Raw genomic sequence first — 25,445 nt, forward strand, 5'->3', positions numbered from 1 at the left:
GCATACAAGCTACGCATTTAGACTAAGGTATAGTTGACATTAAAGACGTTAATTTTACCGCATTTTTTATATAAAAGTTAGCACCTAGGAGTTATGATGCAAAAAAGTCTTATTTCGCAAGTGCAACTTGGACGTCAATACTCGAAAGAGTGGCCTATGCGCAAGGAGCTGGCACCCTTATTCCCAGAGTTTAGGGTGATAAAGGCAACCGAGCTGGCACTGAATACCATGCCCATGTTGGCAGTATTTACGCTATTTTTGCAAACCACCCATCTGGGTTGGCAGTACTTACCGCAAGCGATAGCCATTGCCTTGTTTTTTTTATCTCTACCGGTACAAGGGTTATTGTGGCTAGGTAAACGGGCCGAAACCCCATTAAACCCAGCATTGTATTCGTGGTACACCGAACTCCATCAAAAGATGGTGGCGCAAGGGTATGACACGCCATTGTCGTCTCGTAAACCTCGCTATCGCGAATTAGCGCGACTGCTAAAAGACATGTTCGATAAAATGGACAAAGCCTTTACCAAAGAAAACTTATAGTTCACGCATCAATCCACTGCTAGGTGAATTTATCAGGCTGCTACCCACAGCAGCCTAAACCTTAACACTCAACTTTATGGTACTCACTGACCACAAAAGATAAGGTGATATCAATCTTGCCAAGCTTCTCCAGCTGTTCAAAGTGCTCCTGCTTAAACTTCCACGCAAATGGCGTCATCATCACTAAGTTCTGCACACATTCATAATCGAACGTCTGAGTTTGCTCTAATTGCTTGCTGGTATCGAGTGCAAAGCCGTCAGGCACGTCAGGCGTTTTATGAAGTTTTACTTCCTGATAAATCAATGATTTCAGTTCAAACAAATGGCGTGGACCAGGTGCCACAACAATCAATTTGCCTGTTTGACTCGCTAACCGAGCTAGCTCCTCGGCAAACACCGGAGCAAACACACTAACAATCACATCAGCAAAGCCGTCTGCAAACGGCGCGTCTTTAATTGATGCAACACTGAAGTTGACTTGACTATAGCGTTTAGCCCCATAGCGAACCGCGGTTTTGGCAATATCAACACCATATACTTGACTGCTATTACATTGCTGGGCAATGGCTTGGGTATAAAAACCTTCCCCACAGCCTAAATCGAGCACTGTGCTTGGGGCCATAGCCGCGACTCGGTTAGCCAGATGGTCGCGTAAAAAATGGTAGTGATCGGTGTCGAAAAACGCTCGTCTAGCGGCAACCATCTCGGCATTATCCCCAGGTTGTTTAGACTTTTTATTTTGCACTGGGAGCAAATTAACATAGCCTTCTTTGGCAATGTCAAACTGATGATTCTGATTACAGCGATAGCTGATACCGCCTTGGTATAAAGGCTGGTGGCAAAGAGGACAGCGGTAGTGGCTGATCATTTGTCTAAGTATTCCTTATCGTAAAAGGTTTTCACCCAATGTGGGCGATAGGTGATCAAAAGCGTGATGGCCATGCCATTGAGCATCGCTTCTGGAAACCACATAATAATGGCAAAATGGATATAATTATCCGCCAGCTCAAACCAAGAGTAGGTGCCAACGGCGTAATAATACAAGGCACTGACGAGAATTTTTAAACAGCCGACCGTACCGGCAAAAATAAATGCGCAGACAAAAATATACACAAAGAAATGACGTGGTAAGTAATGGTAGCATAACGCAAAAAAGCCATAGCTCAGATAACAAGGGATTAAGGCGGTAAAGAGCCAAAAGTCACCCAATTCAGCGACGCTAAAACCAGCAAAGTAACCATGGAGGAGACTGGCGAGAGTGGCACTTAATATCCCCAAACGCCAGCCCAACACTAAGGTTACCGCGGTTAACCCCAGTATATGAATATCAAGGTGCGGTAAGATCCCGGCCTGTATTTGCCACAAAAAAGCCAGTACCACGGCACTACTGAGCACACCAGTTTGCCTCGCTGGCACTGTGAACAGGGCTTGGTATTCGAGGCGATTAATGCTGATTAAAAATAAAACAACAGCTGCTAAAAAGGTCACGTTCCGTTATCCCAAGGTGGCAGTGGCACAAAGCCACTGGTTTTAACTATTGATCACTCATGGCTACGCTTACGTTATGGGGCTTACTTAGAGATCAAAGCTGGCCCAAATTGGCGCATGATCAGAGGGCTTTTCGATCCCACGTAGCTCATAATCGATGTCACTTTCTGTGCACTTGGCCATTAATGGCGCGGTAGCCAGCACCACATCTATGCGCAGGCCGCGGTTGTCAACAAAGCCTTTAGAACGATAGTCGAACCACGAGTACTTATCTGTTGCTTCGGGAGTTAATTCTCTGAAGGTGTCTTTAAAGCCCCAATCGAGCAATTTTTGTAGCCATTGGCGTTCTTCTGGTTGAAATGAGCACTTACCTGTACGTAACCAACGTTTACGATTTTGCTCGCCAATACCAATGTCAGCGTCCATAGGTGAAATATTAATGTCGCCCATGACAATGAGGTGACTCTCTGGGTCGGCATGATTATCTAAATGTGTCATTAAATCGGCATAAAACTGTCTTTTGTACGGGAACTTGGTTTCATGGTTAATGTTGTCCCCTTGTGGAAAATAGCCATTCATTATTGTCACTTCAGTGCCAGAGTCGGTTGCAAAAGTACCGCTGATCATTCTTCGCTGTGCGTCATCAGTGTCGGTGGTAAAGCCTTTTTGAATGGCTTTTGCAGGACGTTTTGACAGAATAGCCACACCATAGTGTGCCTTTTGCCCATGAAAATACACATGATAGCCCATAGCTTCCACGTCGCTTACAGGAAACGCTTCATCATGGACCTTTATCTCTTGAAGTCCAATAACGTCGGGTTGGTGCTTTTCGATGAGTGCTTGGAGTTGGTGCAGTCTAGCTCTGAGGCCATTGATATTAAAAGAAACGACTTTCATCACGCTTTCTAATTCCTGTCTTTGTTGATGATTTAGATTTTATCATTTAAATAAGCTTGGGTCAGCGTATCAGGGCATTGATTTTATGCGCCACCAACGCCTGAGTGAATGTTAATAAAGGTGCAACTTTAGGGTGGTGATAAGCAGGTTTTTAAATAGGTGTAAATAGATCATTAAATAGACAGTAAAGCATGAATTATGTGTTTACTTATTGCTCTGTGTAATTATAATGCAGCCCGAATCGTTCATTTGGGGTATATTATGCTTAAATCTCTCTCTTTCTTTGGTCTTGTAACTTTCGCTTCAACATCTGCTCTTGCTTCTCAAGTTGAGTTTACGCAAGCGGATCAATCACCAGCAACTAAAGTGTGTGCTGTTGCTGCAGAGCAAGGGTTTAGTGCGGCTCGCGCCGAGGCCGCGGCAATGGGAATTTTTATCTCTCGCTTCTCACCAAGCCTAGAGTGTAATGGCGAAGATATTCGTGAGTTTGCAAAAACGTCAAAGCGCGTTCAAAAGGAAGAGAAAAAGGTCAAGTTAGTTGCACAAAGCACAGACCGTGCAACTGAGCTTTGCATTAGCGCAGCGCGCCACGGTGTTAAAACACTGCGTTTAAACAGCAAGCAGGTTCTCAACTTACGTTGTAACAATATGCCAGTACAGCAGTTTGTAAAAGAGATCCGCAACGCAGCTATCTAATGCTGGTGCGAAACTTTAGCCACAATCTGTTGTGATGAAAAGGGTGCTTTGTGCACCCCTTTTTGATTTTTAATGGTAAGCTCATTATGAGTAGGTACACGCGCCATATTGGATCAGCCTTCACAATAAAAAACCAAGCACAGTATTCTTGGTTGCCATTTAACCTTATAACCTCGAGACAAATATTTGCTATACTCGCGCTAATTTTTCTTTAGCATAGATCATTGATGAAATTTAGTGCCTTAGAGCTCCATCCCGAGTTATTAGCGGCCGTTTCCGAGTTAGGCTTTGCAACGGTAACGGCAATCCAAGAGAAAAGCATTCCACTGCTGTTGGCAGGCAATGACTTAATCGCTAGTGCCCAAACCGGAACGGGAAAAACCGCGGCGTTTATGCTCCCCATTCTGCAGCAATTATTAACGGGTCAGCGTGCTGACAAACCAGTGGTTAAAGTATTGGTATTAACTCCGACTAGAGAGCTTGCACAGCAGGTTGCAGAGCATACCCAACAGCTAATAGGGCAGACACCATTAACCGTTGCTTGTTTGTATGGCGGCGCCAATATTGGCCCCCAGGAAAAACGCCTAAACGCTGGGGTGGATATAGTGGTGGCGACGCCTGGGCGCTTATTGGACCATATCATCAAAAACACATTATCACTTGAGCATATTCGTCATCTGGTTTTTGACGAGGCGGATCGCATGCTAGACATGGGTTTTATGGCCGAGATCAAGCGTATCATGCGCAACATGCCTATTGAACGTCAAACCCTGTTGTTCTCAGCAACCGTGGACGACAGCGTTCTATCCCAAGTAAAGCCGTGGCTACGTGATCCAAAACGGGTTGGTGTCGAGAGTGAAAATAGCACAGCTACTACGGTAACACAGCTGTTTTACTCTGTGGACGAAGAGCGCAAGCGTGAGTTGATAGCGCACCTCATTGGTAAAAATAATTGGCATCAAGTACTGGTGTTTACTCGGACAAAAAACAGTGCCGACCACTACGCCAAAGAGCTGAATAAAGACGGCTTAAAAACCGCGGCGATCCACGGTGATAAATCACAAGGCGCTAGAGATAAAGCATTGGCACAATTTAAGTCAGGGGATATTCGTGTACTGGTTGCCACTGATGTGGCTGCACGAGGAATTGACATTGGTTCATTAAATTATGTTTTTAATGCCGAATTACCGTATGTAGCGGAAGATTATGTTCATCGCATTGGCCGCAGTGGTCGCGCCGGTCAAAGCGGTCAGGCGATCTCCTTAGTGAGTATTGATGAACAGTGGCTGCTTGAAGAGATCGAAATCTTTTTGGATGAGCGTTTTGCGCCACAGTGGTTACCGGGCTACGAGCCCGATCTCACTCGAGAGCCGAAAGATAATCGCCGCAATTCCGGTAAGTCTAAAAAGCAAAGAGATAAAAAGCGTATCTTAGGTACGCGAAGTAAGCGTAAAAGAAAGTAAGCATTAATAAGCCCAGTCGCAAACTGGGCGGGTTTATTCTGATTTAGATATTGGTATATATAACACTTCCCCAAATACACATAAGTATGAGTAATGCGATGAGTACAGCGGCAGAGCCTAGGTCTTTCGCCAGCCCAGAAAGGGGATGTATCTCTAAACTAACTCTATCAATTATCACTTCAATGGCAGAATTAAGGACTTCTGCAAATATTACCAACATTGTGGCGCAAATCATCATAACTCCTTCATAACAAGAGACTTCCAAAGCTAATACAATAATTGCGGTAATCCCTAAGAGTAGTAACTCTTGACGAAAAGCAGATTCATTTTTTGCCAGCCAATGGATTGCTCGACAGGAATGTCCTAATGCTAAGTAAAGACGTTTAATCCCCTTGGGTTTGTTTTTGTTGTTAAACTGCACCTTATTCTCCTCGATAATCCGGCTGCTAAATATGTATTAATTTGGTTTGTGCTTACTGGGCTATTTTGTAGCGTTGTTGCTCATAGGCAAGGTTGCTAAAGATCACATGTGCCAGCGCTTTTTGCTGTAAAGACGCCATTTTTTGACAATCTTTTAATGGGGTTTGACGCTTTTTGTTTACGTCATAATGCCAACAGCTCACTTTATTGCCTGGCATTAAAATTGCCACGTGACTGTTTTCAATGTAAGCAAAGTTGTCATAGTACTGCATCATGGCCCTTTCAACTGGGTATTGCTTGGTCAGGTCAAAACCTACCATCGGAGTCGGCTTAGAAATGCCTACTAAAGATAGAAGAGTGACAGGGAGGTCAATTTGACTCACCAACCTGAGATCTTGTTGCTGGTCGAATTCACTATTTAAAATAATCGCAGGGATATGAAAGGATTTTATTGGTACCGGTTCAGAGCCATATACTCTGACATCATGATCAGCAACAATTAAAAATACGGTATTATGCCAATAACGACGTTGTTTGGCTTGGGCTATAAACTTGCCAAGGGCATAATCTGCATACTTTATTGCCAGATCTCTGGCAGGCTTTTCACTGCTGTGATTTGTCGGAAGTGAGACTTTACCGCTGGGGATATCAAATGGGTCATGATTACTCGATGTAAAAATCAAGCTAAAAAACGGTTTGCTTTGTTGCTTCAACTTGGTCAACTCTTTATCGGCTTGATTAAAAAGATCTTCGTCACTGACTCCCCAAGAGCCTACAAACTCTGGGTTTTCAATATCATCAACATCAACAATGTGTTGAAAACCATTACCTAAAAAAAAGCTTTTCATGTTGTCGAAATGACTTTCGCCACCATATATAAACTGGGTTGTGTAATTTTCTTTGCTTAGCACATCCGCTAGCGTGTAAAACTGTTGTTGCGACTTGGAAAGCTTAACCACCGAACGCGACGGCGATGGTAAAAAACCGGTAATAACTGCTTCTATACCTCGCACTGAGCGAGTGCCAGTTGCATACAAGTGTTTCAGTCCCCAACCTTGTTGATAGAGTTTATCCATTTCAGGCGTCAAGTTAGCACCACCTAGGGCTCCAACAAACCTTGCACCTAAACTTTCTTCCAAAATAATCACCAAGTTTTTTTTCTTTCCTTTATGGTAAGCAGGATTGGATGCCAGTGTTGGGATTTGATCTGAAATAAAATGATTTTTGAAACTGGCTTGCCTGACCGTATCTACTACTTTCTGCTGCGGTAGTGTGCCATAAAGGGCTGCTGCACTTTTCTCGTTAGCCATATTTTTAATGGCAAAAGCCACACTGTAAGCTGAGTTGATGGTTAATGAGTTAACTAATGCGTCTTGCGAAAAGTAAACCATGGCTGGGTTAAGAGGACGATGTCCCACAGTTCCTCGAGCCATAAACACTAGGGCTAGAAAACTTACTGAAGACAACAACAAGATACTGCGCCTCGACTTGGGTCGCTGCTCTACTCGAGGGAAGTATTTGATAGTCATAAACACTGTAGTGGCGCACAACACAGAGGTCATAATCAGTGTTCCTAAGTGGCCACTTAACAACATAGAGAAGACTTCTTTGGGGTAGCTTAAGTACTCTATAAACAGCCGGTTAGGTCTCACATCATATTGTTGAATAAATGCCGGTGTCGCTGCTTCTAGCAAGATCACGACAGTAATACATGTGACCACATAGCTGATTATCAAAAGCCATATAAAGCGTTTGATGAGTTGTGGTGATATGGAATGTAAGACCATTGTAAATAATAATGGCATAGCCAAGTAGGCCACCGAACTTAGGTCAATTCTGAACCCCGATAGTAAAAAAGTCAGCGGATCGATGACAGCTAATCTATCGAGCATCCAAGCAGATAAACCTAAGCGGCTGAAGGTTAGTATTGCCAATAAGGTAAGAAAAAAACAAATAAACGGTTTTATATACGGATTTTGTAGGTTTAATAGAGACATAGTGATGAAGTGTTGTGTTTCATTTTCACTAGGTTAAATGGCGAAACTTAAGAAAAGCTTAGGAAGCGGGATTGAAGATAATCTAGTTCTTCTATCTAGGTGTTATAACTTCTTTCAACCCCTTTTGTAATTGGAAATGTACTGATGGAATTGCTTCATTGTGGCATGCAGAGATTGAGCAGTATTGTGTCTGTTTCAATAAAATACTGCTCAAGTATTTTCAGATTATCTAGATACTGTCATGAGTATTGTTAATACAATCATTCATCATGTCCGAAGTTATAATTCGCCAGTAAATAAGCGACTGTGGGCTTTGCGGGCATATTCGTCTGACATACCGCCGAGATAGTCTGCCAATACACGCATTTGCTCGGTGTCTCCCTGAGCCTGTTGATAAAGAGTCTGGGTGGTATATGGAAGCAGTCGCATGGGGTCACTGGCAAAGACTTCAAATAAATCGATGAGCAGAGTTTGACCGCTAAACTCGATTTGCTGCATTTTTGGCTCACGAATAAGGCGACGGTAAACAAAGGTTTTAAGTACTTGTAATATCTCTTGGAACTCTGGCTTCATGGTCACGGTGTAATGAAGTAGGGGAGACTCAAAGTCGCTATGCTGTACGGTGAGCTCACAATTGACGATAAATAAGTTAACTAATTCGCCAATACAATCTTTACGCTCAGACTCTTCATCAGAAAACAAGTGCTGACTAATGCGGTTAAGGTTTTGAGTCAGCCACTTGGAATCTAAAGCGGTTAACTCAGGCACCGCAAAATGACGCCATTCAGACTCGTTGAGTGTTTCTGTGGCAATGGCATCCTCCAGATCATGTACGGCATAAGCAATATCATCGGCGTATTCCATGATGGCACAATCGAGCGACTTAAAGAGCGTTTTATGGCGAAAGGCATCTTTGACTGCCATTTTCTGGAGCTGCGCCCGGTCATTTGCCGAAAAAGGAGCGAGAACCCAATCAAAAACATCGCTATCGCACTGATAAATGCCCTTGGCTGGTAACCAGTCACTAGAGAGAATATAGCGTCGAGTTGGACTGTGCTCTGGTTGTTGCTGCCAAAGCTTATCAATAATCGCCGGGTACTTGATAAAGCCTAGTAGTGTCCGACGGGTTAGGTTCATGCCAAACCCTTTGGTGTAAGGTTCGAGCTTAGTAACAATTCGCAGAGTTTGAGCATTGCCCTCGAAGCCACCGTGCTCCCGCATTAGGTAATTTAGAGCGATTTCCCCGCCATGGCCAAAAGGAGGGTGACCGATATCATGGGCTAAGCATAAGGTTTCGATTAGGCTGGTGGATGGAAAATGACTAAAATCGCTATAGTGTCTTTTTAAATGGCGTAATAGACCACTGCCAATTTGCGAAACCTCTAATGAGTGAGTCAGGCGGGTGCGGTAAAAGTCATTGACACCAATGGCCATAATTTGCGTTTTGGCTTGCAAACGGCGAAAGGCCGCGGCATGGATGATCCGTGAGCGGTCGATTTGCCACGCAGAGCGGTTATCGTTTGGCCTGTGCTTTTGCTGATTGAGCAGACGTTGCTGCCAAGCTGTTGAGTCCATACCACTTTTCCTTTTTTTATCTTAGACTTATTTTGGACTAAACTAAGTACGATAAGTAAACGAAAATTCGCGTTTAATAGCGGCATTTGCTATTATCCGTCGCTATTTTGAAGGACGTACTAGATGACGTCCAGCAATTATAGAGTAGCAAGCTAATGCGTTAGTTCATAGCAACCTATGGAAGGGGGCGTTTATTGAACTAGGCTGAGAGAGGAGAACTATGCAAGCTAAGCTGATTAAACTGATTATTGCTCTGGTCACGTTATGGGCGCTTATTTATCCCTTTTTGGTGACTGAACAAGCCCCTTCCGAGGTGACGGAGCCTAAAGATGAAGTGGTTAAACTGAAGCCCGAGGAAATAGAAGATCCTCTGCATGACGTGAAATTACCAGACTTTGCTGACATTCGTGATGTCAAAGCAAAGAAAAAGGCGTTTTTTGATTTCATCAAGCCGCACGTTGAAGCGGAGAATAAGCTTATCCGAGAGCAACGGGCCACGTTAGAGATTGCCCTGATGATGAAACAATTTGAGGAAACCCTGACGCCGACGCAACAGCAAAAAGTGAAAGAAACGTTTGCTAAATATGGTATGAAAGAGCAAGCCATAACTACTGAGTCGTTACAACGGGCGCTAAAACGTGTTGATATTATTCCCAAAGAGCTTGCCTTGATGCAGGCCGCCAATGAATCGGCTTGGGGCACGTCGCGATTTGCTCGCATCGGCTTGAACTTTTTTGGTCAGTGGTGTTACAGCAAAGGTTGCGGCATGGTACCAAGGCGCCGAGCGGAAGCGGCCGACCATGAGGTTAGAGCGTTTAAATCGGTCCGTGCTGCGGTAAAGTCGTACTTTAGAAACATCAATACCCATGATGCTTATGCTCAATTGAGGCAAGTGCGTGCCGAGCTAAGAAAGCAGAAACAGCCAATTGAAGCCACAGCTCTGACGGCTGGGTTAATGAAATATTCCGAACGTGGTGAAGACTACGTGAATGAACTAAATGACATGATAAGACACAACCGAGCGTATTTTGATGAAGAATAACCGTATCTTATTGTTACTAGCACTGTTGCTAGCCCCAAGTTTAAAGGCGCAAGAGGTGGCGTTCGCCTATGACAGTTTTTACGACCGGCTTAAGGTGGTGAATAAAGGCCAATACGAGTTTGCGCGAATTGGCTTTTATTTGGTGGATACCAACACCATGAAGCCATGTCGCCTACGCTCTGGAGAAATCGTCACGGAGAAGGCCAGCTTGCCATTAACATATACTGAAGATGCTCAGCTTCTGTTGCCGTTCGATAAGCAACTGGATAAAGACAAAGCCAAAGTGATCATGGTTCCTCATGCTAGCGAGGCAAACTGTCAGCTAAAGATGCAAATAGAAGCAGAATTGTTTGAACAGCAATCGTTAAGTAAAGCGGATCTCTACACTATGCACCAAGAGTTTGAGCAATTGTTAGCAGATCTATCAGGCTTTTTCGTCAAATACCTATTTTCATTCTTGCTTCCTGAGCAACAAGGCTTGATTGTTAACTTCACTACGCCAGATCAAGCAATGACTAACATTGGTGACTGCCAAGTAAACAGTTGCCAAGTGGTTGTTGACGAAAGTTGGCAAAATAACACTACGACTTTAGTCGAACAGGCAGAAACCGTGCACTCCATTCAGCCGTGGTTGGCCCTGTAATGTGAACTTTGCAGAAAAGTGCACTTTTTTAGATGAAGTGCACTTTTTGCAACAAAGCAGAACATTTTTAGTTCTTTTTACTGCTAGATTATCCTCTTAAATCCCTCTTTGTTCCTCTTTAAGTGCTAATTTTCTGTTACATAAATGCATTGTTAATCCTGTTATTGTGTGTTAATAATGGCTTGATTATTAAAAAACTACAGAGTAATTATTAACTTAAGGGGAAACAGGATGACCTATAAATTACCACTCAGTGCGCTTAGCATGGCAGTCCTTGTTGGTATGAACCAACACGCTGTCGCAGAAGAAAATAATCAAGTTGAACGCATTGAAGTAACAGGCTCACACATCAAAAGAACGGATTTAGAAGGACCGTCACCTATTCGCAGTTTGTCTGCTGACGATCTTGCTGCGACGGGTTCTACAGATCTTATTGGTGCATTACAAAAACTACCAGTTTCAGGTACAGGTACCTTTAGTACGCAAGGTAACTCCAGTGATGACACTGCAAACGGTGGTTCGAGTGTTGCTTTACGTGGCTTAGGTGCCTCATCAACGCTAGTACTAATTAATGGTCGCCGTGTAGCGGTAAGCCCATTCGCTAAAGACATTGAGACGTCTTTTGTTGATCTTAATACTATTCCAGTATCGTCAGTTAAACGTATCGATATTCTAAAAGATGGTGCTTCAGCGACCTATGGTTCAGACGCGGTTGCAGGTGTAATTAATATTATCTTGCGTGATGATATCGATGGCTTTGAAGTGGCAGGTAAAATAGCCAATACCGCTGATGGCGGCGCAGAAGAGCAAAACTTTACCTTGCTTTGGGGCTCATCTACGCGCAACGGTCATCACAACTTTACTCTAGATTACTTCAAAAGAGAGCACCTAACGTATGCTGACCGTGATTACACCTCTACAGCGGATCAGCGTTTCCGTGGAGGTAACAATTCGTTAAGCTCATCAGGTATCCCGGGCAGCGTGGAAGTGGTAAGAAGCATGCTGACTGAAGAACAGTGGCAAGGCTTACCTGTGCTACGTATTGCCGATGATGGCACACCAGTGCGTCAGCAAATCTTCGCAGATGTATGGGGAAGTGATACGTGTGATCCAGAATTAATTATTGGTGACATTTGCCGTTATGACTATGCGCCTCATATGACAGCTGTGCCAGCCACTGAGCGTGTTAGCTTTAACTACAACGGTGTGCAAGAAATCACCGACGATATTGAAGGTTTTGCTGAGTTTTCCGCCCAGCACGCATCGACCTTTATTCAAGGTGCAGCCAGCCCAAGCTTTACCGAATTATTTATGGATGGTGATAACCCTAATCACCCGTTATTTAACGACCCAGACCACTTCTTACATGGTGTAGACATTTCCATGCGTCGTCGTACCGTGGATATTGGTAACCGTAAAAAGGATGTTGACTCTGAATACTACCGTGCTGTGCTAGGAGCGCGAGGTGTATGGAATGCGTGGGACTGGGAAGTAGCGTATTCAGCTATTCGCTCTAGTGCCGTTGAAAAAGGCTTTGATGGTTTCCCTAACAAGCTCAGAGCGCAGCAAGCCATTGATGAAGGTTTATGGAACCCGTTTGAACCAAGTACCAATACCGCCGAAGGCTTAGCCTTCTTCGAAACCACCACTACGCGTTATGGTGCTTCTACCATGCAATCACTTGATGGTACGGTGTCTGGTGAGTTATTTGAATTTGGTGCCGGCTATGTGGCTGCGGCGTTTGGCTTTGAGCACCGCTATGAGAAGATTGAAGATAACCCAGATAGCCAATACATTCGTGGTGAAATCTTTGGTACTGAAGCGACGCAAGCCAATGGCGATAGAGACAACACGGCGGTGTTTGCTGAATTCAGCGTACCGGTGCTGGATACTTTAGAGCTGCAATTGGCACTGCGTTATGAAGATTACAGTGACTTTGGTACCACTACGGATCCGAAAGTGGCATTCCGCTGGTCACCAGTTGATACCCTTGTGGTACGTGGCTCTTGGGGGACGGCATTTAGAGCGCCGTCGTTAGTTCAGTTACACTTAGGTAGAACCGATGAGTCGCCAAGCGTTATCGATAAAGAGCGTTGCCGTCAAACGGGTGCCGATGACGATTGTAGCCCATATGAATACACTGCAATTGTATCAGGTAACAAAAACCTTCAGCCAGAAGAGTCTGAAAACTACAACCTAGGAGTGGTTTGGCAAGCAACAGAAGACTTCAGCATTGGTGTTGATTACTGGAACTATGACCAAGAAGACTTGATCAAAAAGATTGGTGCGCAAAAGCTAGTTGACTGTTGTGGTACCGACCCTGATCTTGTGGTTCGTGCACCGAATCAGGGTAGCACTCTGGGTCGCATCCTCTCTATCAACGATACCTTCGTAAATATTGGTGGCCGTGAAACAGATGGCTTTGACGTAAACCTTGCTTATGCTCTGACGACGCAAGACATGGGTGAATTTAAGTTTAACTATAACTTAACTTACGCATTGAACTTTGAAGAGCAATCATTCGAAAGTGATGATGATGGTAATACCTTTAACGTTGCTGAGGACCTAAACGGTGAATACCAGCACCCACAATTCCGCTGGACTGCAGGCATGGATTGGGCGAAAGGGGATTGGTTAGCCAATGTTGGCATCAACTACATCGACTCTTACAAAGATTTGGCTGACAGCCAAGGTAATAAGTATGAAATCGATTCTTACACTACGGTTGATACCAGCGTAAGTTACATTGGTGTGCAAGATCTAAAAGTCACACTGGGTGCATCGAATCTATTGAACGAAGAAGCCCCACTGGCGCCTTCTGAGTCAATGGGTATTGATAACAAAACCCACAGCATCTTAGGCCGCCAGGCTTATGTGAAGTTCGCGTATCAGTTTTAATTAAGTTGATAAACGCAAACCGCCGCGCTTAATGCGCGGCTTTTTTATGTCAAAAACGTGGCTGGTGTTTTATCATCATACTGTTTTAAATTGGCTTGCTACAATAACAACGAAGTACTTTACTGCTTTATGGCCGCCTGATCTTCACCAAGCTGTTGCAGTAAGCCCGATAAGATTTCATCCTCTTGGTCAAGTAAGTGATCTCGAATAGGTATATCTGGCTTCACCCCATGTTGTGCTTCGCTGCCGTTTACTCTGACAATATATCCTTTGGCAATTTTAACTTTCAGCTCGGTGTTAGGGAGCACATAGTGAAATTGTGATGCGTAAAGGCTAGGGTAGTCAGCGGTTTCTTCCCCGACCATGACTCCCCAGCCATAGTCCTTAATTTGTGCTGCAGTCACGCTGGCCTGAGAGTAACTATGACGATTAATAAGGACATAGACTTGGCCGGTAAAACGTCGCTCTTTAGCTACGGGTTGTTGATAGTTAAAGTCATACTTATACCGTTTACCATTCGCAGTGGTTAGCACAGCTTGCCAGTAAGGGTCGTTGAGATTGCGATTTTTCTTGGTGTCGTGTTTCAATGGCGCACTACTGCGCAGTTGAAAGGATGAATACCATTTAAATGGCTTGTCGGCGAGGTAGGCCACCAGGTGGTCACTGAATGAATTATTGCCCCCGCTGTTGTATCTTAGGTCTATGATCAGCTTAGTCATATTACGCTTTTTTATTGCCGTAAAAGCTTGATCAATGAAAGTTTGATAGGCTTGTTCATCGCCGGCAAAGTGCCCAGGGTTTAAATAGGCAGTTGAGTCGTAAAAGCGAAGTGTTTTCTGCGCCCGTAATATCTCATCTTTCTTTTCTTCAAACCCGGAAAAGACTTTGACTCCACTGAGGGTGTGTTGCTCAGTGCCATTACGGGTACGCAGCGTAACAGTATATTGATGTTGTTGACCCGCTACTAGCCAGTAATAACGAGGAAAGGATAACAGTTCGAGTTTTGCTAATTTAAAATAGCGTCGTTCAGCTGAGATGTACGGAGTTATTGTGTCCAAAATCTCAGTGATTGGCTGGCCATTTATTGCTACTAGCTCTGAGCCGATAGCAATATTTACGTTGCTTGCATAATTGGCTCGCACCAAGGCTTTGCCTGACTCAAAGGCCAGATCAAGAGGAAACAAGGTGCCTCCGTGTTCAGCATAGTGTAAATATGAAGCCACGGGAAAGTCGATTTCAGTGTGGCCATTCTTGATGGCTGCAACGAATTGTTGATAATACTTGACCGTCTCCAGTAATGAATAATCCGCAGCGGTTAACTGCATTTTGATGTGCTCATAGGTGTGCGCCAATTGCTCTTGGCTGATATAGGCGTATGGTTGGTAATGGCTTGCGATCACTGACTGATACAATATCTCAAAGTCACTTAACACTTGCGTTTTAGTAAACCTTTTCACTTCGGCTGCAAGTCCAAACGAGATGCTAATTACGATTAAAAACTGCAATATTTTGAGCAAGTTTCGTTTATGCTTCATAATGGTGTCCGTTGCTTTAAAAACAGAGTTAAATGATTGCATTGGTAACAGAAAAAGCCCTGACAAAACCCTCTTTTTTCGCTGACAAAAGCATTTTTATGACCGCTATTGGTAAGATTATATGAAAAAAACTGCTGATAAAGTACTGCTGATAAATCAATGGCAAATTAACCCTGTGACGGGGGAGCTGAGCAAGTCCGGCGTGATCCAAACTGAGCGTATCGACCCACAGGGAATAAAGCTACTGCTAACCTTAATGGCGCAACCACAGCAGCTGCTCAGCAAAGAGCAACTACAACAAGCGATTTGGCCTAATAGCGTGGTCAATGAAGAGGCGCTTGCGAGATGTATTTCTCGAGTAAGAAAAGCGTTAGGAGATGACCCAAGGCAGCCTGAGATTATTGAAACCCTCCCCAAGCGAGGGTATCGATTTATTGCGGCCACAGCCAATTGCCATTCAGAGCAGACAAAAACAACCACCGCGCTGTTACTGCGAGAATTTGCTGGTTGGCACTGGAAAGCACTAGGGTTGGCTATGTTAGTGCTAGTGACGCTGCTCATTGTTATTCTATCCCAAGCTGATCAGAGTACAGTAAAGCAGCACAACTTACTGCTAAGACAAGCGGATGACTATTACCACCGGGTCAATCGCAAAGATAATGAAATGGCATTGGCGTTATACCAACAGGTGCTGGCGATGAACCCTAATGTTTCAGAGGCGAACGCTGGGATGGCTAATGCTTTGGTACAACGCTTAATCCGTATGCCCAATGCAGCGTCACCACTAACTTGGCAGCAAATGAGCTTAGGGCTAGCTTTGGCTGATGGTCGTTTAACCACGCCATCAGCGCAGCGGGAACTAACCAGGGCAAGCGCATTTGCGCAACAAGCTATTACATTGAACCCCAACAGTGCCGCTGCATACAAAGCCTACGGCTTTGTGCTTTCGGCGCAAAATCAATTCCAACAAGCGCTTAGCTATTACCGCCAAGCGCTTGAAATTGAATCTAATAGGTGGGATGTGTTGATTAACATGGGGGATATTTACGAAATATCAGGACAACTCAGTGATGCCATTGGTTATTACAAAAGCGCACTGGAAACAATGACTAAAGAGCAGCCGAGTTCTGACAACCATGGTCGGGCGTGGCGTGCGAGCCTGGCTGCAAGTATTGGTAATAAATACAGTAAGCAAAATAACTCTGCAGAAGCCGAAATTTGGTTTCGTCATGTACTGTCATTTGCCCCCTATCATACAGAGGCAACCATCGGGCTGTTTAAGGTATTATCTCAAAGTGGTCGTGGTGCCGAGGCTAAACGATTATGTCAGGCCTACTTAGAGCGGATCGGGGAGGCAATTTGTCAGTAACTTTAGCTGACCCTTACAGCAAGTACATAGAGATGGTGTTTTTAGAGACCTAGGGCGGTTTTGCAGCAAAACGGCGCGGTTAGAATACCGCGCCGTGTAGGGTTATGCTTTTGCTTTAGAAGTGGTTTCTTCAAGCTCTCTTGCCGCGTCTGGGTCGTTAAAGATGTCTTCATCAAACTCTTTTTCCGACTTGGCAACAGCACAGGTGACCATACAGTCGCCAGTCACATTGACTGCGGTGCGGGTCATATCGAGAAGTCGGTCAACACCAAGGATCAGTGCAATCCCATCCTCTGGTAAGCCAACCTGGTTTAATACCATGGCTAGCATCAGTATCCCAACACCAGGTACACCAGCGGTGCCAACAGAGGCTAGAGTTGCGGTGAGGATCACCATTAGGTAGTCATTAATGCTTAAATCCACGCCATATACTTGGGCAATAAATACCGTTGCTACCCCTTGCATAATAGCTGTACCATCCATATTGATAGTGGCACCAAGCGGCACGGTAAACGATGCTACTGAGTTGTGAGCTCCTAACTTTTTGGTCGCCGTCTCTAATGTCACCGGCATAGTGGCACTGGAGCTCGAAGTACTAAAGGCAAACATACAGGCATCTTTCATTTTCTTTAAGAAAGTAATCGGATTCAAGCCGGTAAGTAAATAAAATAAAATAGAGTAATTGATTATGCCATGGATAAGTAGCGCCGCTAGCACCACCATAAAGTATTTACCCAAATCTTCAATAAGGTCTAATTCAATGGTGGTAAATAATTTTGCCATTAGGCAGAAAACCCCATACGGCGCTACGTTCATTAATAAAGTAACCAGTTTCAGCACCACGGTATTTAAATCTTCAAATACTGCCGCCAAGCGTGCTCCTGGCTCACCGCTTAGCGCCATGGCAATACCAAATAACAGTGCAAACACAATGATTTGCAGCATATTACCACTGGCCATAGCATCGATGGGGTTGGTCGGGAACATATCAATAATGACTTGGGTCAGCGTTTTCGCTTCATCGGCCTCATAAGTTACCGAGCTTGGGAACTCTTGGCCACTACCTGGTTCAAAAAACAGTGCAAGCGTAATCGCGACGGTAATAGCAATGGCGGTAGTAATTAAATATAAACCGATGGATTTGCCCCCTAAACGCCCGAGCTTTTTCGGATCGCTTAAGCTACAGGAGCCGCAAACAAGGGAAATAAACACCAGTGGCACCACCAACATTTTTAAGCTAGCAATAAATATCTGGCCACCGATATGAAATAAGCCATCGACTAAAAAGCCTTTAATAGCTAAGTCGAACAGCCCAAGAGGAATAATAACTTCTTTTTTGTCACCTAGTATGGTTTGCAAGATAAAGCCTAAAACGACGCCCGCAACCATGCCTATCACTATGCGTGCCGTTAGGCCCATTTTTTTATTTTCTGACATTGTCCTAACACTATAGATTGTAAAATCCGTAGAGCTTAACAGGCTTGCAGCAGATGAACAGCATTTCAAGACAGAAAATCTTTAAAAGCTAAGAAAAAATTGTGATTTTAACGCTAAAATTGAGTTACTATTAAGCGATAACAATATTAATTCAGCTAGGGAGAAAGGTAGATGCCATTACTGCGCTACTTTAGCATGCTTTTAGTCGCTGTATTTCTCACCGCTTGTGGCGGTGGTGGCAGTATAGAAAAAGAATCAAATAACCTTGGTGGAGGTGATAGCGGTGGTAATGGTATTTACACGTTGTCATTGACTGCGGCAGTATCCAAAGATGGTGAACTAACAAGCAGTACTACACTCTCACCAGATGCCCCGTTAATTGTTATTGCCAAACTAAAAAAAGACGGTGAACCGCTGAGTAATGGTAGTATTTCATTTTCAGTAGGTGATATAGCCTCAATGTCCCCAAGTGATGGTGAGGTGGTCACTGATGCTAATGGTGAAGCAAAAGTAACCCTAACGCCAACGTCATTAGTAGGGCAAGGTACCATTACGGCCAATTATACTCTTGGTGAACAAACGTTAGAAAGTCAGTTGCTGTTTACATCGGAAGGAAGGTTACAACTTACTCTATCGAGCGTGAATTCTGTAACGCAACAGCCAAGTAACACAATAACTGCAGCTGAGCCATTATCGGTTATTGCAAGCCTTAAAAAAGATGGTGTTGCACTGGCCAATAGTTTAGTGCTGTTTGAAACCGGTCAGTTTGCCAGCATGGAGCCCAGCTCAGGTTCTGTGCTAACCAATTCTGAGGGCATGGCAACCATTAACTTAAAAGTCACTTCAGCTGTTGGAGCAGGTCAGGTTACAGCCACTTATTTAGAGGGCGATATCACTACTTCAGCAACATTGAATTATCAGTCGTTGGGCGGTGGCGATAATGATAATGGTACAGCATCAGCGAAACTTGATACCATGTTATTGGTCGACTGCCCATCAGGTTGGGATAGCAATCGCGAGCAAGCCGAAATCGATCCCATCGCTGAAGGCTGCAGCCAAGTAAACCAGGTTTCTTCCAATGAAACGGCAGAAATCTTTATCAAATTATCATCAAGCCAAACCAGTGATGGTATCGCCAATGCGTTAATTGCAGCGCAAACCACGCTGGGCAATATTTTGCCTTCCACAGGTACCGCTCTCACAGACAACTTTGGTATTGCCATTTTAAAGTTTCAGCCAGGCAACCAAGGTGGAGCAGGCACTATTTCCATTAGTTCACCAGATTACGCCGATGTAACTGATTCGGTGAACTTTAATATTGGCGTAGCACAGTTAAATGTCGCCATTGATAATGGCCTAGTAGACTCTAATGGCGTGCAACGTTCGCTGTCGGCTGGTGGCAGCACAGTGATCACGGTTACCTTAACCGATGAGGAAGGCAACTTGATTAACAGTGCACTAGAAGTGGCGTTTAGCTCTTCATGTTCACAAGCGGAACCAGCCCTGGCTGAGCTTGACGAAATGGTCACGACCTCCAATGGCATTGCACGTTCTACCTATCGTGCAAAAGGCTGCCAAGGAGAAGATCGCATCTCAGTAACGATTCAAAATGGCAGCTCACCTATCAATGAAGAGACCACCATAGTAGTGGATAGTGCTCAGGCCCAGTCACTTCAATTTTTACCAGAAGAGGACGGCTTTGTTAGTTTTATAGCTTTACCGCCTGGTGAAGGCGGTGCTTTGACACAGTCGGTTGTCAGCTTCAAGCTAGTTGATGAAGATAACTTAGCTATCCCCCGCGCTCGAGTGGACTTTAGACTTTCTGACGAACAGGGTTTAGCATCACTTACACAACTTACGGGCAACACTAATGCTGATGGAGTGATCAGGACAACAGTTCAATCAGGTGTAGTGCCTGGGCCTTTGGTGGTTGGTGCTTGCTATATTCCTGAGTCAGAAATTCCAGCTGAGGGTGACGAATTTAAAGAGGTGACTTGCTGGAATGATGTTGCTGAGACTTGTAACGATACCGATCCAGATAATGACGATGTAAGGTGCCCTGATGGAAAAATGAAAGTAATTCCACTTAGCGAGCAAATATTTAGCGTATCATCTCAACTGATCCTAAGCTCTGGTGTTACTGATCAAGATACATTTGATGCAGCTCCAGATATTATCAATTCAAATTCATATAATTACAGTGGAGTCACAACAAACATTACTTTGTTTTTTGGCGATCAGTTTAATCACTTTAATGCCGATGGTGTAGCTGCGACAGTTATTGCTGAATCTGGAGCAATCGGTAGCTTAGATTCATCTGATACTTATGATTGTAGAACAAATAAAGCGACTTGCTCTGTAGTATGGCGTAGCCAAGGTGAGCGTCCATTCTCAGACCCTAAATGGGGCAATAGGATCAATGATATTCCTCCGCGCGTGCGAGCAAATCTAACAGGTAATGAAACAGATGAAGAGCTGGATGAAAAGAGAAATTGTAATTTATACTTTGATAGACCAGCGCCTTGTATCGAAGGATTAAAGCGCCAAAAAAATGCGCCAAGCACAGGAACTGATCCTGATGCCGATGAGCGAGTCGTAATGGGTGGCAGGGTAGGCATACTTGCATTCGTTAAAGGTCAAGAAAGCCATAGAGACGAAGAGTCTAGTGATGGCGTTCAGCGTAGAAATGGTTTGTTTGATGTTGGCGAATATCGTCAGGAGTTTGATCTCACAGAAGCTATTTTGGACACCAATGAAAACGGACGTTTTGACAAAGAAGATTGTGACGCATCACCAACAACCGGTCCTTGCACACCGGTGAATACGAAAAATGGTGGCCACGATGATTGGTGGATAGACGCAAATAACAATGGCATATTTGACTATGATGCCAATAATGATGGTGTCCCTGGGGACGGAAAATATAATGGTTTATTATGCTCTCAAGAAGCTTTAGAACAAGGTCAATGTAACCGTGAATTGGTAAATGTGTATAGAAATTTTGAGCTTATAATGTCTCAAGATGATGCATATGTTCGGTTTGCAGTTAAAAAAGACGAAGCTAAGGATATGGGGCTAGATGAAGGCGAGTTACAAAGTTGTCAAGATGTTGTCGATGATCCGGATTCAAATACATCTGTAACTCTTCTCGAACTTGAAGAATCTGATACAGGTGATTTCTGCGATATCAAGTCGATAAATTTAGAAGATACCGGTAACGATAACGATGTCTCTCAAGTTCGTGTCTATATGTTTATTTCTGACATTAACGGTAATCCACTACCAGCTGGAACTGAAGTTGAAATATCTACCACTAACGGCGAGCTAGCTTCAGGCTCTATTAGCAGTTCTGTGGATAACACTAATACGGACAAGCCGCTTGAATATAGTGTGCTATTGGTTCGTGAAACCGAACCGAATAATAAGAAAGTAGGTGAACTTTCGATAAAATTCACCTACCCAGCAATTGGCGATGATGATGAGAGAAAAGAACAAAGGCTGGGAATAACTGTCAAAGACGCCGGATAATTTTAAAAATGCCAACTTTCGGGTTGGCATTTTTGTTTCTATTCCTTTATATTCCCGTGCCTTAACACTATATATAAGAATATGTTCTCGCATTGGTTGATTATTGTACTTAAATTGGATAATAAATCGGTGATCGGGGAAAAGTTCGTATTTTTAGCTTGTAACAATAGGTGTTTGTAGATATACCTATAAGTAATTTAACGCCCAAGTAAGGGCAAAACATTAGACAGAATCGGTCAAAATAGGCAGCTATGGGCAAATCGCTAGTAATTGTAGAGTCTCCCGCAAAGGCAAAAACAATCAATAAATATCTTGGCAAAGACTACATTGTTAAATCCAGTGTCGGTCACGTTCGAGATCTTCCTACTTCTGGTGCGGGTAAAACCAAAGGCGTTGCAACGAAATCGCCTGCTGAAGTTCGCAAAATGGACCCAGAAGAAAAAGCGCGATACAAAAAGCAAAAAGACTATGCCAATTTGGTTGCGCGTATGGGCATTGACCCAGAAAAAGGCTGGGAGCCTCACTACGAAATCTTGCCGGGCAAAGAAAAAGTCGTGCAAGAATTGCAAAAGCTCGCAGCCGATGCTGACCACATCTATCTCGCGACCGATTTGGATAGAGAAGGGGAAGCCATTGCCTGGCACCTAGAGCAGATCATTGGTGGCGAAGAAAGTAAGTACAAGCGTGTGGTGTTTAACGAAATTACCAAAAACGCCATTACTCAAGCGTTTGAGGCGCCAGGTGACTTAAATACTGACATGGTTTACGCCCAGCAAGCGAGGCGTTTTCTCGACCGTGTGGTTGGCTTTATGGTATCCCCTCTGCTGTGGCAAAAAGTCGCTCGCGGTCTTTCTGCCGGTCGTGTGCAATCGGTTGCTGTGCGTTTGCTGGTTGAGCGAGAGCGTGAAATCAAAGCATTTGTCCCAGAAGAGTTTTGGGACATTCATGCCGACGTTAAAGCCAAGCAAGAAGACATTCGCTTAGCGGTCACAAAATTTCAAGGTCAAGCGTTTAAGCCGGTCAATAAGTCTCAGGCCGACACGGCAGTAAAAGCACTGGAACACAGTGATTATGAAGTCGTTAAGGTTGAAGAAAAGCCTAGTAAGAGTAAGCCGAGTGCGCCATTTATCACCTCTACCATGCAACAAGCGGCCAGTACCCGTTTAGGCTATGGGGTGAAAAAGACCATGATGCTAGCCCAGCGCTTGTATGAAGCGGGTTACATCACCTATATGCGTACCGACTCAACCAACTTGTCTAATGATGCCTTAGAAATGTGCCGTGGCTACATCGAAAACGAATTCGGTAAAAAGTATTTACCTGAGTCGCCACTACGTTATTCTGCCAAAGGTAACGCTCAAGAAGCGCACGAAGCCATTCGTCCTTCAGACGTGAATGTCTTGTCAGGTCACCTTGAAGGCGTGGAAGCCGACGCGAAAAAGCTCTATGAGCTGATCTGGCGACAATTTGTCGCCTGTCAAATGACCCCAGCAGAATACAACCTAACCACCCTGACTGTGGCTGCACAAGACTACACACTGAAAGCCAGAGGGCGTGTGATGAAGTTTGATGGTTGGACTAAGGTACAACCAGCGGTGCGTAAAAAGAACGAAGAAGACCAAGCGCTTCCTGCGGTTGCGGTGGGCGATAAGCTGAATTTATTGGCACTGGATCCGAAGCAGCACTTTACTAAGCCACCGGCACGCTTTAGCGAAGCCAGCTTGGTTAAAGAGTTGGAAAAGCGGGGCATTGGCCGTCCATCAACCTATGCGTCAATCATCTCGACCATTCAAGACCGTGGTTATGTCAGAGTCGAGAATCGTCGTTTCTATGCTGAAAAAATGGGTGAAATTGTCACCGATCGTTTAATTGAAAACTTCAATGATTTAATGGACTTTGACTTCACCGCGAAGATGGAAGACCGCCTTGATGACATCGCTGAGGGCGAACGCATTTGGACTCAGGTGCTAGATAACTTCTATGCAGATTTCTCCAAGCAGTTGGAAGTGGCAGCTGGCGATGAAGAAGAAGGCGGAATGCGTCAAAACGTCATGGTAGAAACCGACATTGACTGCCCAACCTGCTCTCGCAAAATGGGCATTAGAACGGCATCTACTGGGGTATTCCTAGGCTGTACTGGCTATAATCTTTCGCCAAAAGAACGCTGTACCACCACAATTAACCTGGTATCAGGGGATGAAGCCGTTGCTGCCGATGCCGATGAAGAGGCAGAAGCAGAATCGCTGCGTCATATGAAGCGTTGCCCAATTTGTGAAACCGCCATGGATTCTTACTTAATTGATGAAACCAAAAAGCTTCACGTGTGTGGTAATAACCCTAGTTGTAAAGGCTATTTAATTGAAAAAGGCACCTTCAAGATCAAAGGCTACGATGGCCCTGTGATTGAATGTGACAAGTGTGGCGCAGACATGCAGCTGAAATCAGGCCGCTTTGGCAAGTATTTCGGCTGTACCAGTGAAGACTGTAAAAACACCCGTAAGCTCCTTAAAAATGGCGAGCCGGCTCCACCAAAAGAAGATCCAGTACCGTTGCCAGAGCTTGAGTGTGAAAAGTCTGATGCTCACTTTGTGCTGCGTGATGGCGCTTCAGGTATTTTCTTGGCGGCCCATACTTTTCCTAAATCGCGAGAAACTCGAGCGCCTAAAGTGGCGGAGTTAAAGCGCTTTAGAGACCGTATTTCGCCAAAATTCTATTACCTGGCCGATGCCCCAGACAAAGATCCGGACGGTAATTTGGCGGTAGTGCGCTATTCACGTAAAAACAAATCTCAGTACGTGATGACGGAAGTGGATGGCAAAGCCACTGGTTGGAAAGCCACTTACCAAAACGGCAAATGGGTTGAGGAAGAAAAAGCCTCGAAAAAGAAAAAATCATAATTTAATAAGGCCGCAATCGCGGCCTTATTTTTTGGCTGTTATTTGATGTCGACGTCGGTGACTTTGTCATAGCCACTGGCTTCGAGCTCATCGTTAACGCAATTTAACACGTAACTCTTTAACTCTGCAGTTTGAACTTCATCTTCTTTAGCCCAGTCCAAGCACATTTCGGTTAGCTCTTGAATTAGATCCGCAGGAGCTGGGTTTAATTCACTGTTAGCAACAGCGGCACTGCTTGCAAACAAGACTAGAGCGAAAAGGGATGAAACCATGGTTTTCATTGTTGTTACCTATTAGTTGAATGAACATGATTGTTTTAGATGAAAATGCTGGAAAATGAAAACGAATTAATTTGCTCTTCAAGAGAAGTAATTTTATTTTATCCTGTTAGTGGGAGATCTTTGCTATCATCAAGCATTTACGATAGCTTAAACGCGAGATTAATGGCCAGAGTAGGGTGTAATGGAAAGCAATAACAAATCAGCAAATGTTAACCGTATGGAGTTTTTATTAGAGAAGACCTTATTTCGTGGTCGTTGGTTGTTAGCGCCATTTTTTGTCGGGTTGCTGGTTGCTATTGTGCTGTTGTTATTGAAGTTTTTTAAGCAACTATATGTCATGACCAGCACCGCGCTTGGGGCCAGTGATCAGGAGTTACTGATTGGCATTCTTACTTTAGTCGACACGGCGCTGCTGGCTGGACTATTACTGATCATCATATTCAGTGGCTACGAAAACTTTGTTTCCAAGCTCAATGTTGAGCCGCAAGAAGATAAACCCACCTGGATGGGGAAGGTGGGCTTTTCAGGACTTAAAATTAAACTCATCAGTGCCATTGTTGCCATCTCTGCAGTCGAGCTGCTCAAAGTGTTTATTCACTCAGAAACTCTTACCAGTGAGCAATTAGCCTGGAAAGTGGGGATCCACATTACTTTTGTGATTTCAGGGGTGCTGTTTTCGGTGACCGATTATATTAACAGCAAAACCCACTCACACTAACCTTTGGCTATGGCCTTT

At 44.3% G+C, this 25,445-nt stretch carries 19 protein-coding genes; 10 read left to right on the plus strand and 9 right to left on the minus strand.

Annotated elements, in window-relative coordinates; translation table 11 throughout:
• Positions 1–96 precede the first annotated feature (96 nt).
• Positions 97–543 carry a terminus macrodomain insulation protein YfbV gene (gene yfbV / locus ACNKW2_RS06780; protein ID WP_419147875.1) on the plus strand — a complete coding sequence of 149 codons (447 nt, stop codon included), beginning with the start codon at positions 97–99 and terminating at the stop codon, positions 541–543.
• A gap of 61 nt (positions 544–604) precedes the next feature.
• On the opposite strand, the gene rlmA is transcribed toward yfbV, so the two are convergent.
• From rlmA to xthA, 3 genes are all read right to left on the minus strand, one after another.
• Positions 605–1,411 carry a 23S rRNA (guanine(745)-N(1))-methyltransferase gene (gene rlmA, locus ACNKW2_RS06785; protein WP_419147876.1) on the minus strand — a complete coding sequence of 269 codons (807 nt, stop codon included), beginning with the start codon at positions 1,409–1,411 and terminating at the stop codon, positions 605–607.
• Positions 1,408–2,031 carry an energy-coupling factor ABC transporter permease gene (locus ACNKW2_RS06790; RefSeq protein WP_419147877.1) on the minus strand — a complete coding sequence of 208 codons (624 nt, stop codon included), beginning with the start codon at positions 2,029–2,031 and terminating at the stop codon, positions 1,408–1,410. The genes rlmA and ACNKW2_RS06790 overlap by 4 nt, the downstream gene beginning before the upstream one ends.
• Positions 2,032–2,118: 87 nt before the next feature.
• Entirely contained in the window at positions 2,119–2,928 is an 810-nt protein-coding gene (gene xthA / locus ACNKW2_RS06795; protein WP_336565999.1) for an exodeoxyribonuclease III, read from the minus strand.
• Positions 2,929–3,189: 261 nt separating this feature from the next.
• On the opposite strand from xthA, the gene ACNKW2_RS06800 reads away from it, so the two are divergent.
• Positions 3,190–3,624 (plus strand): exonuclease III, encoded by a 435-nt coding sequence (locus tag ACNKW2_RS06800; RefSeq protein ID WP_419147878.1) that lies wholly within the window; start codon positions 3,190–3,192, stop codon positions 3,622–3,624.
• A gap of 227 nt (positions 3,625–3,851) precedes the next feature.
• Positions 3,852–5,087: a DEAD/DEAH box helicase gene (locus tag ACNKW2_RS06805; protein ID WP_419147879.1), complete on the plus strand. Its 1,236-nt coding sequence runs from the start codon at positions 3,852–3,854 to the stop codon at positions 5,085–5,087.
• Positions 5,088–5,130: 43 nt separating this feature from the next.
• Here ACNKW2_RS06805 and ACNKW2_RS06810 read toward each other — a convergent pair whose 3' ends face one another.
• The 3 genes from ACNKW2_RS06810 to ACNKW2_RS06820 form a co-directional block, all read right to left on the minus strand.
• Positions 5,131–5,508, minus strand: coding sequence for a diacylglycerol kinase (locus tag ACNKW2_RS06810; protein ID WP_419147880.1), 378 nt, complete (start codon positions 5,506–5,508; stop codon positions 5,131–5,133).
• Positions 5,509–5,560: 52 nt separating this feature from the next.
• Positions 5,561–7,504: an LTA synthase family protein gene (locus ACNKW2_RS06815; RefSeq protein ID WP_419147881.1), complete on the minus strand. Its 1,944-nt coding sequence runs from the start codon at positions 7,502–7,504 to the stop codon at positions 5,561–5,563.
• A 279-nt stretch (positions 7,505–7,783) separates the two neighbouring features.
• The gene (locus ACNKW2_RS06820) at positions 7,784–9,079 is read right to left on the minus strand and encodes an anti-phage deoxyguanosine triphosphatase (RefSeq protein ID WP_419147882.1); all 1,296 of its coding nucleotides are present in this window, start codon (positions 9,077–9,079) and stop codon (positions 7,784–7,786) included.
• Positions 9,080–9,299: 220 nt separating this feature from the next.
• Here ACNKW2_RS06820 and ACNKW2_RS06825 point away from each other — a divergent pair, with 220 nt between their 5' ends.
• The 3 genes from ACNKW2_RS06825 to ACNKW2_RS06835 all read left to right on the plus strand — a co-directional run bounded on the left by ACNKW2_RS06825 (position 9,300) and on the right by ACNKW2_RS06835 (position 13,662).
• Positions 9,300–10,121 carry a glucosaminidase domain-containing protein gene (locus ACNKW2_RS06825; RefSeq protein ID WP_419147883.1) on the plus strand — a complete coding sequence of 274 codons (822 nt, stop codon included), beginning with the start codon at positions 9,300–9,302 and terminating at the stop codon, positions 10,119–10,121.
• Positions 10,111–10,764, plus strand: coding sequence for a DUF2987 domain-containing protein (locus ACNKW2_RS06830; RefSeq protein ID WP_419147884.1), 654 nt, complete (start codon positions 10,111–10,113; stop codon positions 10,762–10,764). Before ACNKW2_RS06825 ends, ACNKW2_RS06830 begins: the two co-directional genes overlap by 11 nt.
• A gap of 231 nt (positions 10,765–10,995) precedes the next feature.
• Positions 10,996–13,662, plus strand: a complete 2,667-nt coding sequence (locus ACNKW2_RS06835) for a TonB-dependent receptor plug domain-containing protein (RefSeq protein ID WP_419147885.1) — start codon at positions 10,996–10,998, stop codon at positions 13,660–13,662.
• Between the two features lie 119 nt (positions 13,663–13,781).
• On the opposite strand, the gene ACNKW2_RS06840 is transcribed toward ACNKW2_RS06835, so the two are convergent.
• The gene (locus ACNKW2_RS06840) at positions 13,782–15,197 is read right to left on the minus strand and encodes a S41 family peptidase (protein WP_419147886.1); all 1,416 of its coding nucleotides are present in this window, start codon (positions 15,195–15,197) and stop codon (positions 13,782–13,784) included.
• 121 nt (positions 15,198–15,318) lie between these two features.
• Between ACNKW2_RS06840 and ACNKW2_RS06845 the strand changes: the two genes are divergently transcribed.
• Complete coding sequence (locus ACNKW2_RS06845) at positions 15,319–16,566, plus strand: tetratricopeptide repeat protein (RefSeq protein ID WP_419147887.1); 1,248 nt, start codon at positions 15,319–15,321, stop codon at positions 16,564–16,566.
• Between the two features lie 102 nt (positions 16,567–16,668).
• Here ACNKW2_RS06845 and ACNKW2_RS06850 read toward each other — a convergent pair whose 3' ends face one another.
• On the minus strand, positions 16,669–18,003 hold the full coding sequence (locus ACNKW2_RS06850; protein WP_419147888.1) for a dicarboxylate/amino acid:cation symporter: 1,335 nt from the start codon (positions 18,001–18,003) through the stop codon (positions 16,669–16,671).
• Between the two features lie 171 nt (positions 18,004–18,174).
• Between ACNKW2_RS06850 and ACNKW2_RS06855 the strand changes: the two genes are divergently transcribed.
• Positions 18,175–21,531 carry an Ig-like domain-containing protein gene (locus ACNKW2_RS06855; protein WP_419147889.1) on the plus strand — a complete coding sequence of 1,119 codons (3,357 nt, stop codon included), beginning with the start codon at positions 18,175–18,177 and terminating at the stop codon, positions 21,529–21,531.
• Between the two features lie 251 nt (positions 21,532–21,782).
• Positions 21,783–24,428, plus strand: a complete 2,646-nt coding sequence (gene topA / locus ACNKW2_RS06860) for a type I DNA topoisomerase (protein WP_419147890.1) — start codon at positions 21,783–21,785, stop codon at positions 24,426–24,428.
• Positions 24,429–24,466: 38 nt separating this feature from the next.
• Here topA and ACNKW2_RS06865 read toward each other — a convergent pair whose 3' ends face one another.
• Positions 24,467–24,709, minus strand: coding sequence for a hypothetical protein (locus ACNKW2_RS06865; protein WP_419147891.1), 243 nt, complete (start codon positions 24,707–24,709; stop codon positions 24,467–24,469).
• A gap of 181 nt (positions 24,710–24,890) precedes the next feature.
• Between ACNKW2_RS06865 and ACNKW2_RS06870 the strand changes: the two genes are divergently transcribed.
• Positions 24,891–25,427 carry a TIGR00645 family protein gene (locus ACNKW2_RS06870; RefSeq protein ID WP_419147892.1) on the plus strand — a complete coding sequence of 179 codons (537 nt, stop codon included), beginning with the start codon at positions 24,891–24,893 and terminating at the stop codon, positions 25,425–25,427.
• Positions 25,428–25,445 lie beyond the last annotated feature (18 nt).

The organism is Pseudoalteromonas 'SMAR' (genome assembly GCF_048515945.1).
GTDB lineage: Bacteria > Pseudomonadota > Gammaproteobacteria > Enterobacterales > Alteromonadaceae > Pseudoalteromonas.

Coding starts and splice junctions, on each gene's coding strand:
- yfbV (WP_419147875.1), top strand. CDS start 97: ATGCAAAAAAGTCTTATTTCGCAAGTGCAACTTGGACGTCAATACTCG.
- rlmA (WP_419147876.1), bottom strand. CDS start 1,411: ATGATCAGCCACTACCGCTGTCCTCTTTGCCACCAGCCTTTATACCAA.
- xthA (WP_336565999.1), bottom strand. CDS start 2,928: ATGAAAGTCGTTTCTTTTAATATCAATGGCCTCAGAGCTAGACTGCAC.
- ACNKW2_RS06800 (WP_419147878.1), top strand. CDS start 3,190: ATGCTTAAATCTCTCTCTTTCTTTGGTCTTGTAACTTTCGCTTCAACA.
- ACNKW2_RS06805 (WP_419147879.1), top strand. CDS start 3,852: ATGAAATTTAGTGCCTTAGAGCTCCATCCCGAGTTATTAGCGGCCGTT.
- ACNKW2_RS06815 (WP_419147881.1), bottom strand. CDS start 7,504: ATGTCTCTATTAAACCTACAAAATCCGTATATAAAACCGTTTATTTGT.
- ACNKW2_RS06820 (WP_419147882.1), bottom strand. CDS start 9,079: ATGGACTCAACAGCTTGGCAGCAACGTCTGCTCAATCAGCAAAAGCAC.
- ACNKW2_RS06825 (WP_419147883.1), top strand. CDS start 9,300: ATGCAAGCTAAGCTGATTAAACTGATTATTGCTCTGGTCACGTTATGG.
- ACNKW2_RS06830 (WP_419147884.1), top strand. CDS start 10,111: ATGAAGAATAACCGTATCTTATTGTTACTAGCACTGTTGCTAGCCCCA.
- ACNKW2_RS06835 (WP_419147885.1), top strand. CDS start 10,996: ATGACCTATAAATTACCACTCAGTGCGCTTAGCATGGCAGTCCTTGTT.
- ACNKW2_RS06840 (WP_419147886.1), bottom strand. CDS start 15,197: ATGAAGCATAAACGAAACTTGCTCAAAATATTGCAGTTTTTAATCGTA.
- ACNKW2_RS06845 (WP_419147887.1), top strand. CDS start 15,319: ATGAAAAAAACTGCTGATAAAGTACTGCTGATAAATCAATGGCAAATT.
- ACNKW2_RS06850 (WP_419147888.1), bottom strand. CDS start 18,003: ATGTCAGAAAATAAAAAAATGGGCCTAACGGCACGCATAGTGATAGGC.
- ACNKW2_RS06855 (WP_419147889.1), top strand. CDS start 18,175: ATGCCATTACTGCGCTACTTTAGCATGCTTTTAGTCGCTGTATTTCTC.
- topA (WP_419147890.1), top strand. CDS start 21,783: ATGGGCAAATCGCTAGTAATTGTAGAGTCTCCCGCAAAGGCAAAAACA.
- ACNKW2_RS06865 (WP_419147891.1), bottom strand. CDS start 24,709: ATGAAAACCATGGTTTCATCCCTTTTCGCTCTAGTCTTGTTTGCAAGC.
- ACNKW2_RS06870 (WP_419147892.1), top strand. CDS start 24,891: ATGGAAAGCAATAACAAATCAGCAAATGTTAACCGTATGGAGTTTTTA.